The sequence below is a fragment of the Neorhizobium sp. R1-B genome (assembly GCF_004368875.1).
GTDB lineage: Bacteria > Pseudomonadota > Alphaproteobacteria > Rhizobiales > Rhizobiaceae > Neorhizobium > Neorhizobium huautlense.
Map to the genome: position 1 here is coordinate 23,337 of NZ_SOEM01000012.1, position 14,049 is coordinate 37,385.

The 14,049-nt window shown below is 60.8% G+C and carries 10 protein-coding genes and 2 pseudogenes; 6 read left to right on the top strand and 6 right to left on the bottom strand.

What is annotated here, in order from left to right; all coding sequences use genetic code 11:
• Positions 1-27: 27 nt before the first annotated feature.
• From EDE05_RS16805 to EDE05_RS26895, 3 genes and pseudogenes are all read left to right on the top strand, one after another.
• The gene (locus EDE05_RS16805) at positions 28-801 is read left to right on the top strand and encodes an SOS response-associated peptidase (protein WP_112796876.1); all 774 of its coding nucleotides are present in this window, start codon (positions 28-30) and stop codon (positions 799-801) included.
• A gap of 117 nt (positions 802-918) precedes the next feature.
• On the top strand, positions 919-1,512 hold the full coding sequence (locus EDE05_RS16810) for a DUF6088 family protein (protein WP_112796874.1): 594 nt from the start codon (positions 919-921) through the stop codon (positions 1,510-1,512).
• Positions 1,505-2,524, top strand: a pseudogene (locus EDE05_RS26895) (nucleotidyl transferase AbiEii/AbiGii toxin family protein). The gene EDE05_RS16810 and the pseudogene EDE05_RS26895 overlap by 8 nt, the downstream one beginning before the upstream one ends.
• 34 nt (positions 2,525-2,558) lie before the next feature.
• On the opposite strand, the gene EDE05_RS16830 reads toward EDE05_RS26895, so the two are convergent.
• Entirely contained in the window at positions 2,559-2,735 is a 177-nt protein-coding gene (locus EDE05_RS16830) for a hypothetical protein (RefSeq protein WP_105374729.1), read from the bottom strand.
• A gap of 200 nt (positions 2,736-2,935) precedes the next feature.
• On the opposite strand from EDE05_RS16830, the gene EDE05_RS16835 reads away from it, so the two are divergent.
• The 3 genes from EDE05_RS16835 to ligD (EDE05_RS16845) are packed head-to-tail and all read left to right on the top strand — an operon-like array spanning position 2,936 to position 5,694.
• A complete protein-coding gene (locus EDE05_RS16835; RefSeq protein WP_112796872.1) occupies positions 2,936-3,832 on the top strand; it encodes a Ku protein in 897 nt (298 codons plus the stop codon).
• A 15-nt stretch (positions 3,833-3,847) separates the two neighbouring features.
• Positions 3,848-4,654: a Ku protein gene (locus EDE05_RS16840; RefSeq protein WP_112796870.1), complete on the top strand. Its 807-nt coding sequence runs from the start codon at positions 3,848-3,850 to the stop codon at positions 4,652-4,654.
• Entirely contained in the window at positions 4,651-5,694 is a 1,044-nt protein-coding gene (gene ligD, locus EDE05_RS16845; protein WP_112796868.1) for a non-homologous end-joining DNA ligase, read from the top strand. Before EDE05_RS16840 ends, ligD (EDE05_RS16845) begins: the two co-directional genes overlap by 4 nt.
• A gap of 33 nt (positions 5,695-5,727) precedes the next feature.
• On the opposite strand, the gene EDE05_RS16850 is transcribed toward ligD (EDE05_RS16845), so the two are convergent.
• From EDE05_RS16850 to traA, 5 genes and pseudogenes are all read right to left on the bottom strand, one after another.
• Positions 5,728-5,940 (bottom strand): DUF768 domain-containing protein, encoded by a 213-nt coding sequence (locus EDE05_RS16850; protein WP_112796866.1) that lies wholly within the window; start codon positions 5,938-5,940, stop codon positions 5,728-5,730.
• Positions 5,941-6,159: 219 nt separating this feature from the next.
• Positions 6,160-6,678, bottom strand: a pseudogene (locus tag EDE05_RS16855) (DUF4334 domain-containing protein).
• A complete protein-coding gene (locus EDE05_RS16860) occupies positions 6,644-7,558 on the bottom strand; it encodes a hypothetical protein (RefSeq protein ID WP_134102140.1) in 915 nt (304 codons plus the stop codon). The pseudogene EDE05_RS16855 and the gene EDE05_RS16860 overlap by 35 nt, the downstream one beginning before the upstream one ends.
• A 26-nt stretch (positions 7,559-7,584) precedes the next feature.
• Positions 7,585-10,221 (bottom strand): DNA ligase D, encoded by a 2,637-nt coding sequence (gene ligD / locus EDE05_RS16865; RefSeq protein ID WP_134101979.1) that lies wholly within the window; start codon positions 10,219-10,221, stop codon positions 7,585-7,587.
• A gap of 235 nt (positions 10,222-10,456) precedes the next feature.
• Positions 10,457-13,765 carry a Ti-type conjugative transfer relaxase TraA gene (traA, locus tag EDE05_RS16870; protein ID WP_112796931.1) on the bottom strand — a complete coding sequence of 1,103 codons (3,309 nt, stop codon included), beginning with the start codon at positions 13,763-13,765 and terminating at the stop codon, positions 10,457-10,459.
• Positions 13,766-14,049: the final 284 nt, after the last annotated feature.

The window sequence follows — 14,049 nt, forward strand, 5'->3', positions numbered from 1 at the left end:
GCACCATCAACCGGACCTGACGCTGCGATGTGTAATCTCTACCGAATGGAAGACAAGGACTGGGTGGCGAAGTGGGCACAGGATGCCGAGAGCCTGATCAACTTGATGCCGGCCTACCAGATGAACCCCAACGAGACGGGGCCGATCGTGCGCAATACTGCCGATGGCAGAAAGCAGCTTGTCCATGCGCGCTGGGGACTGCCGTCCCCTCGTTTTGCGCTTGAAAAGGAAGCCGAGAAAAAGGCGGAAAAGCTGCGCGCCAAGGGGCAAGAGGTCGATTTTGAAAAGCTCGTCCGGGAGCAACTCGATAGCGGGACCACCAATGTCCGAAAGCTGAACTTTCCACATTGGAAGCGGTGGTTTGGTGTCGCGCATCGCTGCCTCGTGCCGGTCACGAGCTTTGCCGAACCGGATCCGGCGAGCAAGGAGGAAGGTGGAAAAACTCCGAACGCCTGGTTTGCCCGAGACGAAAGCAAGCCATTGATGTTCTTCGCCGGGCTCCATGTTCCGCAATGGACCAGCGTGCGCAAGGTGAAGGATGGCCCGACGACCGACGACCTCTATGGCTTCCTGACCACTGACCCGAACAATGTCGTCAAACCGATCCACGAGAAAGCGATGCCGGTCCTGCTTCTGACCAGGGAGGAGACCGATGTCTGGATGCGGGCACCATGGGACGAGGCGAAGGCGCTTGCCCGGCCGCTTCCCGACGATGCAATCATCGTGACGTCGCATGAGCCCTATGGCGCCACGATCGTCACCAAAGCAGGCGAGCCGGTTACCCAACCGATGCTATTTTGACGCGCCTTTGACCGGTCCCGGTCATCAGATACCCGCACAGTGAACGTGGCCTGGGGTAGCCGCCCTTTCATTGCAATCTGTCAGAAACTTGCATATATTTCTGACAGGAGAAATGCTATGCAAAACCTGACGTCTCAGATCCTGGGCTATGCCGAACAAATGCCGGAAGGCTCTCCCCTTTCGGCAAAGAGCCTTTTGCATCTCGGGAATCGTGCCGCGGTCGATCAGGCCCTTTCGCGGTTGACCGAGCGCGGGGAGCTCGTCCGGGCTGGTCGTGGCATCTACATGCGGCCCGTAAAAAGTCACTTTGGCAGCAGACCGCCGACGGTCGAACAGGCCCTGGGGGCAGTGGCGCAGCAGCGCGGCGAGATCATCGTTTCCAGTGGCGCCGCGGCGGCAAATGCGTTGGGATTGACGACACAGGTTCCGGTCCGTTCCGTCTACCTTACATCCGGCCGCAGCCGGACAATGAATCTTGGCAGACAGAGTGTCGAGCTCAAGCACGTGCCTCGCTGGCAGCTGGCTCTGGCCGACCGGCCGGGGGGCGTGGCGGTCCGGGCGCTTGCATGGCTTGGACCCGAGAAGGCCGAGGAGGCACTGTCGAGGATCAAGCGAAAGCTCCCGCCGGCCGAGTTTGGCGAGTTGGTGGCCGCAGCACCGCAGTTCCCGACATGGCTCGCAAGAAGCGTCGGCAGGGCTGCGCATGGCTGACCGTTTTCTGGCACTGTCAAAGGACGACAGGCGTGAGGCCTTGGCTGTCGCAGCCGCCCGCACTGGACGGCCCATTCAACTGCCGGAAAAGGATGTCTGGGTCGTCTGGACCCTCGAGACGCTCTACTCGTCAAAACTTGGCGAGCACCTGGTGTTCAAGGGCGGCACCTCGCTCTCGAAAGCCTATGGCGCCATTCGACGGTTTTCGGAAGACATCGATCTGACTTACGACATACGGGCTCTGGCTCCCGATCTTGTCGGTGACAATGACGAGGCACTGCCGAAAACCCGCAGCGAGGAGAAGCGCTGGACCAGCGAAGTGCGAAAGCGCCTTCCTGTCTGGGTGGCCGAGTCCGTGGAGCCGGTCATCGCAGCGGCAGTGCGCGGCCAATCCCTTCCCGCCGGCATCCGCATCGAGGGCGATGCGCTCTATCTCGACTACGAAGCCGTGAGCAGCGGATCAGGTTATGTCGCACCGAGCGACATGCTTGAGTTCGGGAGCACGATCGACCGGTGAGCCGGCCAGCATCGGGATGTGGGTTGCGACGCCGCGGGTCATGTCGATGGTGTTGAATTCCAGAAGGCAAGCCCACGCGTCATGCATGCCGAGCGGACATTCTGGGAGAAGGCGACCGCGATCCACGTCTTCTGCCTGCAGGACCGCCTGCGCGGCGATCGGTTCGCGCGCCGCTAGCATGACGTCGTCCGGCTGGACGATGCCGGTTTTGCCGACAAGGCTTTTGCTGACCGGCAGCTCGCCGATGCGGTGGCGAAACACAAATCCATGTTCTTTGCGGAAAAGGCGGCCGACCGGTCACCGATCGACTATGCGGCCGCCGTCACCGGTCATCTGGTTCTGACACCGTCCGGAGATGGTCTTCGCGCGCTCAGTGAGGACTATGCAAAAATGGTTGATGACGGCCTTCTGCTTGGAGATTCCGAACCGATTGAGCAACTGATCGAGCGATGCGCGATCATCCAGGAGCGCGCGAATAAATACGGCACGAGATAGTAGCCGAGGGCCAGCAAACAGGCTTTACGCGGTCTCAATGCTTGCGATCGCCTTTGTCACCCTGGCCCGGTTTGGCTTCATGTTTGGCATCGTGCCGGGCGTCCGCCGAAAGCGATCGCGAGACGTCGTCGCTCTCCTTGAACTTGCCCTCCTTGTCGCGACGGACATAGCGTTTGTCGGTCCCGGTATCGATAAGTTCGCGCTTGCTCACGCAGAGACTCCCTTGAAGTTGTTCCTCCAAGAAAACGCGCGGTGCCCCGAAAAGATGCACCCGAATCAGGACTCTAGGCGAGACTCGCAAAACGAGCACGCAATCGCAGCTAAGTTATTGAAAAATGATTCGTTTCGACTCGGAACGATTCGCCGCCGATTCGCTTGAATCGCTTGAGTTGCGTCGGGAGTATCAGGGTCATGGTTGGTCCAAGAGCGAATTGGAAGGGCTATATCAAGTTCGGAGAAGTGACCTGTCCGGTGGCGCTTTATACCGCCGCATCATCCTCGGAGCGCATCGCCTTCAATACGCTCAATCGCAAGACAGGCAATCGGGTCAAGCGGGAGTTCATCGACAGCGAGACCGGTGATCCGGTCGAGCGCGAGGATCAGGTCAAAGGCTACGAGGTCGAAAACGGCCAATATGTCGTGCTCGAAGCCGACGAGGTCGCGGCCGCCATTCCGGAAAGTGACAAGACGCTTGCCATCGACGCCTTCATTCCCTGCTCGCAGATCGACACCACCTATTTCGACAAGCCCTATTACCTGGCGCCCGACAAGATGGGCCGGGACGCCTTCCTGCTGCTGCGCGACGGCATGAGAAAACAAGGCGTGGCCGCCATCGCCCGAACCGTTCTGTTTCGCCGGATGCGCACCGTGCTCATCCGCGCCCATGGCAAGGGCCTGATCGCCTCGACGCTGAACTTCGACTACGAGGTGCGCTCATCGGAAAAGGCGTTCGACGACATGCCGGACATGAAGATCGAAGGGGAAATGCTCGAGCTCGCCGAGCACATCATCGGCACCAAGAAGGGCAGTTTCGATGCCAGTACCTTCCACGACCGCTATGAGGCCGCCGTGGCCGAACTGGTGAAAGCCAAGATCGAAGGCCGCGCGCTGCCGAAGAAGAAGGCGCCGGACGCTTCCAAACCCAGCGATCTCTTGCAGGCCCTGCGCGAGAGCGCCGGCATAGGTGCGAAAGAGACGAAACCAAAGCGCACTGCCGCCAATGTCAACCGCGGCGCCGCCCGCCAGAAGGCAGCCAAGCCCGCGGCGAAAGCAAAGCAGGCTCAGGCGCCGGCGCGGCGCGCCGGCTGATCGGAGGTCACCGCCATGGCCCTGCGTCCCTATTGGAAAGGCTATCTTAAACTCTCGCTGGTCACCTGTCCGGTGCAGATGATGCCGGCGACCTCCGAGAGCGAGAAGGTCCGCTTCCACACGCTCAATCGCCAGACCCAGAACCGCGTCGTCAGCCACTATGTCGACTCCGTGACCGGCAGGGAGGTCCGGGAAGAGGACGAAGTGAAGGGGTACCAGCGTGGCGAGAATGAGTACGTCATCCTCGAAGACGAGGAGTTGGAGAACGTCGCTCTCGAAAGCACCAAGACCATCGACATCTCCACCTTCGCGCCTCGCGACAGCATCGAATGGATCTGGCTCGACACGCCCTATTATCTCTCGCCGAACGACCCGGTCGGACAGGAAGCCTTCTCTGTCATCCGCGATGCGATGGAATCACAGGACATGGTCGGCATATCCCGACTGGTGATCTCGCGACGCGAACGTGCCGTCATGCTCGAGCCACGCGGCAAGGGTATCGTGCTCTGGACGTTGCGCTATGGAGACGAAGTTCGCGATGAAGACACCTATTTCGAGGCGATCGGCGATGAAAAGGCCGATTCTGAGATGATGCCGCTCTTCGAGCAGCTGATCAAAAAGCAGACCAAGGATTGGAGCCCGAAAATGGTCGCCGACCCGGTTCAGGAGCGCCTGCTCGAAATCATCGCAGCCAAGAAGAAGGCGTTGAAGCCGCAGAAGGCCAAGGGCAAGACTGCACCTTCGTCGCCGCCGAGCAATATCGTCAACATCATGGACGCCTTGCGGAAGTCAGTCGCGGCTGAGAAACGGGCGACCAAATGAGCCGTCGTGCCAAACCTTTGCTGCAGGACGATTCCGTTGCCAAGTCCAAACCGGCCCGGCCGCGCGATCCGGCACAACCCAATCTTCCGTTCGACCCGATGCCCGAGCGCATCGAGCCCTGCCTGGCGCTCCTGAACCCGGTCCCACCGAAAGGCCCGGATTGGGCGTTCGAGGTGAAGTGGGACGGCTATCGCCTGGCCATTCATATCGAGCCGAAAGGGGTGCGGATTATCACTCGCGGCGGGCACGACTGGACGCATCGTTTCCCGGCAATCGCCGAGGCCGCCATCAAGCTCGGTGTCGGGACGGCTATCCTGGACGGCGAGGCCGTCGTGCTCGATGAGGAAGGACGCTCAGATTTCGGGGCGCTGCAGCGTTCGCTCGGCGGACGCGGCGGCAAGCGCTCGTCGACGGAGTCGGTGTTTTTCGCGTTCGACCTACTTTATTTCGACGGTCGCAACCTGACCGGAACTGAGCTCTCCGTGCGCCGGCATCTGCTCGAGGACTTTCTCGACGGTTCCAGCGGCGTGATCCAGTTGTCCGAGGAAGTCTATGGCGATGGCGCCGCACTTCTCGAGAAGGCTTGCTCGATGGGGCTCGAAGGGATCATTGCCAAGCACCGGGATCAGCCCTATCGCTCCGGCCGCACCGGCGACTGGCTGAAGATCAAATGCGTCCAGAGCGAAAGCTTCATGATCGTCGGCTACGAGCAGTCGCTGACTGCCCGCGGCGGGCTTGGCAGCCTGCTTCTCGCCGGGCGCAAAGGTCATGACTGGGTTTACGTCGGCTCGGTCGGAACGGGGTTCAACACCAAGGATGCCGAGTATTTGCGCAAGACGCTCGACCGGCTTAAGACAAACAAACCGGCCGTGCCGCTCAAGGGCAAAAACCTCGTCTTCGCCCAGCCGACCTTGATCGCGGAGATCGAGTTTCGTGGCTGGACCCATGACGGCAGCCTGCGCCACGCCTCCTACAAGGGCCTTCGCGAGGTTCAGGACAATGCCGCGGTGTTTGACATGAGCGAACGGGCGACCCGCTGAAAGGCGGGGTGGTGAGGCGGCCGCGAATGACCGCTACCAGAGCTCCTCCTCGACCGCCTCTTTGATAGCGCCAACGATATAGTTGACGAGCCCGCCGCCGGCCGCTTCCACCAGCATGTCGCGACTGATGCCCTCCTTCTCCGCATCAGCGAGAAGATTCTCGACCAGCCTCGACGCGTCGCTCTGCTGCGTGCCGCTGTCGATATGCTCCGATTTCCAGCGTTCAAGGAATTGTTCAGGCTTCATAGCTTGGACCTCCTGACGTGGCGAACCCTTAGGAACGGAAATGGTTCTCAGTATAACGCCACCGAGATTTGGGAAAACCGACTGACAAAAGAACAGGGCGCTCGACCCTTGCGGGGAGCGCCCTGTCGGACCCGGACAACCGCGCGGCAGACAAGCTGCTCGGCAAGGCGATCATCGATACGGGTGGTGAGCGATAGATGATGACCGGCTGCGCACATTTCAAGGTCCGTCGACGCGCTGGAGTTCGAAGAAATAGATCCGCTCGTCGCCCTTGATCGTCATGGCGCCCATGATCCTCTCCGCATCGTCCGCCGGAAGTGGTCCACGATCGGCTGGTGGTCATAGACCATGGCCGCGCTCTCGACGCCGCCAAACACCATCGTCTGCAAGGACGCGACCGGACCCTTCGCCCGCAGCCGGCGGTGGAAATAGGAAAACAGGTTGCGCGCGACGCACATTCTGCCGCCCTCGTGAAAACGCAATGCCAAACCGAAGCGGGATCCATTTCGGATCAACGGCAACCAGCCTCAGGTCCCCGGAACGAAATAGCAAGGCATCGGCGCGCATGTCCGGCCTGAACCGTTTGCCGAACCAGCCGAGATTTTCGAGCACACCGTCGAATGGATGCCCGGTCGCGATGCCGTGTCCTTTCCAAAGCCCGATCAGTTCGCCCGGCGCAATCGGCGGCAGGCTTTGGAACTCCTCAAGCGTGGTCTGCTGATCTCTCACCGGGAGCATCCTTCGCCTCCTTGCGCTCTCTGGCACGACGCCTGGACTTGGCGTCGCGCCGTGCGATCCGCAGTTCCTCCAGATCAGGTATCCACCAGCCCCGTTCGAGCTCGTGCTCGTTCGGCGGCGTTCGTGCAGGCCAGGTCGTCACCAGTTCTTCGAGCGAACCCGATCGCCACGACGCCCAGACATATTCATCGCTATTTGCGGCGGGGAAATAGAACGCGGTGACTGTCGCCGGATCGGCCAGCTCGCCGTCGGTGCCGAGGAAGAAGACGACGCCGACATGCGTCCCAATGGCGCGGTCCGAGGGCGGAGCATCATCGGCAGGAACGGGATAGCGTTTCCGACGACGTTCCCTCATCCTCGCCTTGGATGCCTCGTCTTCTTGCGTTCCCTTGATTGCTTCGCGCCGGGCCCGGCGTGCTTCCGGCTCACTGCGCTCGGCCGCCGCCTCGATCGTGGGCCATCGCCTCCGGAGTTCATCGAACGAGCGGTAAGGGACGGTCCATAGCCGGCGATCGGCGTCCCAGCGTGCGTGCGGAATTTCCCGGATCTCGTTGACGACCGTACGTGAATAGGGCGTCTGAATCTGTAGTGTGGCGGGCGTCGCCTCGAGATAGCGGCTTTCGATCGAATCGAAGGCGAACGCGTCCCTGCCCTTCTCATCGGCGAATCTATCGGCCTCCGCCTCCATCGCGGCCAGCCAGCGGCTGATGCGCTTCTGGGCAGTGCGACCCGGCACGAACCAGGCATTCAGCCTGTCGCTCCAGCGCGCCCGCGGGAAAGCCTCCCGAAACCGCGCGAGCGTGATGCGGTCATGCGGCAGGTCGGTCGTCGCACCCACACGGGCGGAGGTGGCAGATCGGTCGTTCGTTTCTTCGTCCATCGGTCCGAGCCAGCACCTTGTCGCGATCATGCGGCCCGTCTGGATTTTCCAAGGCGCTTGATCGCCTGTTCGAGCGGACGCTCGCCGTCACAATAGTCTTGCCAGGCAGTGGTTTTCGCAAGCAGTGCCGGCACGGTGCGGACGGTGAACCGCTTCGGGTCGAGATCGGACTTCACCTGGGTCCAGTTGAGCGGCATCGAGACTGTGGCGCCGGGCCGTGCGCGCGGCGACAGCGGCGCCACAGCGGTCGCCATGCGATCGTTGCGGAGATAATCGAGAAAGATCCTTCCGCCCCTGAGGCTCTTGCTCATCTTGATGAGATAAAGATCGGGATTATCGCGCGCCATTTGGAGGCAGACATCATGCGCGAATTCCTTGGCCTCGGCCCATGACAGAGGCTTACGCTTATTCACAGCGAATGGCGTGACGACATGCAATCCCTTCCCGCCGGTGGTCTTGCAGAAACTGACGAGGCCGAGCTCGTCGAGCCGGTCACGCATTTCCCGCGCGGCCGCGACTACTGTCGCAAACGGCACCTCGGGACCAGGATCGAGATCGAACACCAGACGGCCGGGCACTTCCGGCTTGCCGGGTTCGCAGTTCCACGGATGTAGTTCGATTCCGCCTATTTGGGCGATCGCCGCGAGCCCTTCGATCCGATCGATCTGAAGGTAGGGCTTCTTGTCCCCGAAGACTTTCACCAGTTCGAGCAGATTGGACGTGCCGGGCATCGCATGGCGCTGAAAGAACTGTTCACCGCCAATGCCGTCGGGCGCACGAATGATCGAGCAGGGCCGGCCCTTGATATGATCGATGAGCCAGGTGCCGACGGCTTCATGATAGCGGGCAAGGTCCTCCTTTGTGACCGGCTCGCCATCGCCGGCGTCCGGCCAGAGTGGCTTATCGGGGCTGGAGATGAGGACGCCCATGACCTCGGCCTTGGCGCCCTTGCGCCGCAGCGGTCTGGTCTTGGCAGACGGCCCAGGCTCGGACGTGTCGGTTTTGGCGGGCGATGCCGGCCTTTCGGTCTCGACCTCCGCGGACGGCTTGTCTTCGCGCAGACCCTTGAAGGCTGCCTGACGAACTAGGCCGTCGGCCGTCCAACCTTCGAATTCGATTTCGGCGACGAGTTCGGGCTTCACCCAGGCCACTTCCGCCTGCTTCTTCGGAGCACCGATACCAGTGAAGGGCGATCTTGTCGTCTCGAGCGCCTTCAGTTTCGGAAGCAGCATCTCGACTTTCTTGGCGCCGAAGCCCGTGCCGACCCGGCCGACATAGACAAAGTGATCGCCGCGGTGGACGCCGGCCAGCAGTGAGCGAAATTTGCCATTGGTCCTGGCATAGCCACCGATCACCACTTCGTGGCCGGCGCGGCATTTCGACTTTGCCCAGGTATCGGTGCGGCCCGACTGGTAGGGCGCATCCATCTGCTTGGAGACGATGCCTTCGAGCGACAGCTTGCAGGCGGAGCGCAGCACCGCGTCACCGCCGGATTCGAAGTGATCGACGTAGCGGATACGCGGATCGTCGCTTCCGGCAGCGAGGAAGTCTTCGAGCCGCTTCTTCCGCTCGACCAGGCGCATCGACCGCAAGTCCTCGCCGCCATCGAAGAGCAGGTCGAAGGCGAAGTAGACAAGGTTGCCGGTCTTGCCTTCCGAGAGCGCGGCCTGGAGGGCGGCGAAATCGGGTGCGCCATTGTCGTCGAGGGCGCAGATTTCGCCATCGATGATGCAATCTGGCAGTTCGGATGCAGCATCGGCGATCTCTGGATATTTCGCGGTCCAGTCGAGACCCTTGCGCGTCTTCAGCGTCACCTTGCCCTGGGCGACGCGCATCTGGATCCGATAACCGTCGAACTTGATCTCATGCAGCCAGTCGTCGCCGGCCGGCGGCCGCGCAAGCGTCTCGCAGAGCTGCGGCGCGATGAAGTCCGGCAGGTCAGCCGCCGTAAAGGTCGCGATATCCTTGCGCGATCTCTTCTTGCGCTCGTCAGCCGCCAGACCGTGCTTGCTGTCCCAGACGGCATCCGCTTCTACATCCGCATTCGCCATCATGAACGGTCGTGGCTTGCGGCCCTTGCCTTCCGCGATCTGCTCGATGCTGCGGCCGGAGGCGACGGAAGTCGCGTTCTCCTCCAGGATCTTCGCGCCGTTCTCCTCGACGGAATAATCGTCATGATGTTTGATCAGCAGCCAGTTGGTGCGCTTGCCGCCATCGCGATCGTTGCGCATCCGCACCAGGACGAAACTGCCATGCAGCCGCTTGCCCTGGAGCGTGAACTTGAAGTCGCCCTTCTTCAGGGCCTCTTCGGGTGATTTCCTACCCTCCGGCTCCCAATAGCCGCGATCCCACAACATCACCGTGCCGCCGCCATACTGGCCCTTGGGGATCGTGCCTTCGAAGTCGCCGTAGTCGAGCGGGTGATCCTCGACCTCGACAGCGAGCCGCTTGTCACTAGGATCGAGCGATGGCCCCTTGGTTACCGCCCAGGACTTGAACACGCCGTCGAGTTCAAGCCTCAGGTCATAATGGAGCCGTGTGGCGTCGTGCTTCTGGATCACGAACCGACGCCGGTTTGACGGCTTGACCTGTGCTTCACCGCTCGGTTCGCTGGTCTTCTTGAAATCGCGCTTCGCACGGTATTTCGAAAGATTGTCAGCCATTGGTGTCGCGGATCCTTCCAGTCGTACGAGGAGCGGCGCCGGCGTCTGCCTCCCGATCGATCGTCACGGGACGACAACGCCGCTGGCGGTCCGTAGTTTCGCGGGCCGCGTGGGTCCGGTCGAACAGTTGATATCGCGGTAAAGGCTGGTATGTTCCCTATTTGCTCGACACAGCCGCCATGAACGACATGTTGCCTCCGTGGCACCTGTAAAGTGACGTTTACAGGCTACTCAGCTACCTCTCCCACTCGATCCCTCTATCCCGATCCTGCTTTAACTCGAGTTGGCGCGACGGCTGCGGACGCGACAGTTCGACGTTTCGTGCGCGTTCAGCAATGCCCGCGATAGCTTTGATGCGATCGAGCCTGGCCAAGTCTTTCGGTGCCATTCGCAGGCTGTCATTTCTCAGATCTCGGAGGTCGGCGCTACCGAACCGCTGCTCAAGCGTGAGAACGATCTTCTTCGCTTCTTCAAGCGCCAGTCTCCCCTCAGAGGTGCCGGAAAGCTGTTCGAGGAACCTTGGCTTCTCAGCCTGAGAGAGCGCATCAAGCTGATTCAGAATCGCCTCGCTACGAGAACTCAATCCCGGCACCTCGATCACATCACGCTTGTCGCGAAGCCAGGTTTCGGATTGGCGTTCAGCATCCAGCCGGCGTTGCCAGGCCTGAACGGCTGAGCCAATGTGATTACTGAACGCCTTGCTCCGGTTCCTTGCTTCCCGACGCTCCCTGTTCTCGCCAAAGATGCCGGTTCTTCCACGCAAGTCTCCAAACTGCTCGGGCTGCGCGGTGATCAGCCTCGTCAAAGCCCATTGGTCGAGGCCCTTTTCCACGATTGCTTCTCGTAGTTTCGTCATTGCACCATCGGGATCGGCATAAATGCTGCGAGCGAGGTCCCGTACGCTGTGCATCGCTCGTTCGAAGGTCGGGCGAGCGTTTTCGCGGGCTATGGTTTCGATGCTGCGCGAATATTTCGTCAGCGCCGGTACAAGCGGTTCGACCTTTTCAGCCGGAGCTTTCTGGCGAGCCTCGGCGGTCGTTGCCGATTGCCGATCGGCCAGGGAGCGAGCACGCTCGTTACCAGGACCGTAGCGAGCCGTCAGCCGGTTTTGAACCATTCTGGACGAAGGAACAACGACAATCTCGCTGCGAACACCCAGCTCCTCGGCAAGTCCACGACGCTTGGCAAAGGCTTTGGTGTAATCGAGAGTGGTCTCCTTCACACCCGACCGGCTCATGCTGGCGCTCAGCACCTTCATATCCTTCAGTTCATCCTGCCCGGCATAAAGCCGCACACTGTCGCGATGACGGGTCATCGCCACATAGGCCAGATGACGATCCATGGTGCGCGACCCCATGACGAAGCTGCGATCAACCGTCGTCCCCTGAGATTTGTGGATCGTGATCGCATAGCCATGATCAAAGGATTGGTAACTGTTGACCGGTATGGAGACGGTCCGGGCAAGGTCTTGCCGGCCGTCGAGGCGCACTTGTACTGCGTTCGGCTCGACGGAGAGTACCGTCCCCAGCATGCCGTTTCTGACGCCAAGATCGCGATTGTTTTCCAGGAGTACAATGCGATCGCCGGCAGCAAAACTCCGCTCTCCCACCGTCGTTTGATAAGTCACCTCACGCCCAGGCATTGCCTGCGCCTGTTTCCCACCCGCCAACCGACCACGCTCCTGAAGCAAAGCCCGGATCTCGGTGTTGATGATCCGGACATCGACACGTCGATGGGCAAGCGCTATGCGCGAGCCGGAGGAACGGGCTTCGTAGTCATTGACGTAGTCGCGCACCAGTGCTGCTCTTGCCGTCTGCCGGTCCTTCTCAAAGCTGATTGAACCGTGGTTGTTGTAAGCCTTCAGCCCCTCGCCTGTTCGGTGCGTTGCAAACGCACTCGACGCCTGCCGCTGCCAGCTCGCCTTTTGGCGACGGATTTCCGAAAGTTCGACGGCACCAATGCGCTCGGTAATCGCCCGAAGTGGAGAGCCGGCCCCGATCGCCTGCAACTGCTCGTGGTCGCCGACGAGGACGAGTTTTGTCCCCTTCGTCTCGGCTTCTGAGATGAATCTTGCCAATTGCCGGCTTCCAACCATGCCAGCCTCGTCGATGACGAGAATATCGCTCCTTCCCAACTCTCCTCGACCATCCTGCCATCCATATTCAATGGACGCCAAGGTGCGGGACTGAATACCCGAGGATGCCTCAAGCCCCTCGGCCGCCTTGCCGGCAAGAGCCGCGCCATGGACACGGTAACCTTGCCGCTCCCATGCCTGCCGTGCAGCAGCCAGCATCGTCGACTTACCCGCTCCTGCAAAGCCGATCACCGTTGCGATCTGCTCTGGTCCGGTGATGTGGCGAACCGCCATCCGCTGTTCATCGCTCAAGCCCACAGGATCAAGCGACCGATCGCCTTCCTCCACCCCGGTTTCACCGCTTTCGGTTTTTGCCTTGATCGACGCATCCGTCGCCCTCAACGCCCAATCCACATGACGGCGTTCGACGAAGTGACTATCGATGCCTGCCATCTTGTTGGCGCTCATCGCCATGACATGCTCGATCGAAATCATTTCCCGGGTCGAATAGCGGGCAAGCTTGCCCGCCTGTTCGGGCTGCAATTCAACGAGGGCCGGCGATGCCATGACCGCCGCAAACGCGTTCTGGAATGCCTCAGGCTCATCGACGTAGCGATGCAGTGTCCGCGCCACATCGTGGCGATCGAACACACTTTTCTCGGAGGTGATCACCGACAAAACCTGGTCCGGCTTTTGCCGAAATAATTCGGCGTTTTGACGCGCGGCATGTGCGTCGAGCCGGGTTCGAGACACACTCAGCTCCCGCCGCTCCATCTGGCTTGCATGTACGCCGACATGCTGCGTCGGCTCGATCTCCAATCCTCGCTCCTGATGGGAGCGATGGTCGACCCGAATATCCAAACCGGCCATTGCCAGATGGCGGTTGACGTGATGCTCCCAGAGCTGGCGAATATCCCGAAGCTGCATTTGCGAGGTCGGCAGATTGTTCGACAGCAGCCATTTGTTTTCCCGCTCCAGATGGGTCTTAATCCCGAGCCCGTATTCCGTCACCTGCCGCGTGGTCATCAAAAGATGCGCATGATGGTTGCGAATGTCGCCAAGCTTGGACGGTTCGGCTCGTTCATGCGGGCTATGGATCGCAAAATCGACCGCCGCCCCAAACCGGTTGGCAAGCTCCTGTGCAAAGGCCCACGTCAGACGAAGGCGCTGCTCTCGCGTCAGTTCATGAGGAAGCGCGATCTCGAACTCTCTGGCGACGCGGGCATCTTTGCGTGTCTCGCTGCGCTCTGCCGCATTCCACAGAGCTGCACGATCCCTCGCCCACTCGGCACCAACGCCCGTCGGCAGAACGATGCCGGAATGTTCGACACCCTGTTTGCGGGTGAAGTCATGCACCTGCCCGTCGCGCTCGTTGACCAGTCGTTCACCGGCGCGATAGGCAGCGGCTGCCACCGCGCTGCGCCCGGCATTGCGTGAGATCGGCTTCGTGCTGGCATGATAGATCGCCAAGGCTTCGCCCTCGTCCCGATCTGAGATCGGCGCGCCTGAGTTGCATAGCAACTCGTAAGTGCGCCCTTCCCCGTTTCCGCCACGTTAGCGCAAGCCGTCGCCACCGAGCAAGCGGAGACGTCGCCAACCATCAACAAAAGCAGCGATTTCATCAAAATCTACGAACTTTTACGGATATCAAAACCGCACCAAGTCTGCTTATCATATTCCCGCATGACGAGATTTTTGCTGCATTTCAACCAGATTGGGAATCAATTCCTGATTGCCGGATGTGCTCGTTGGTT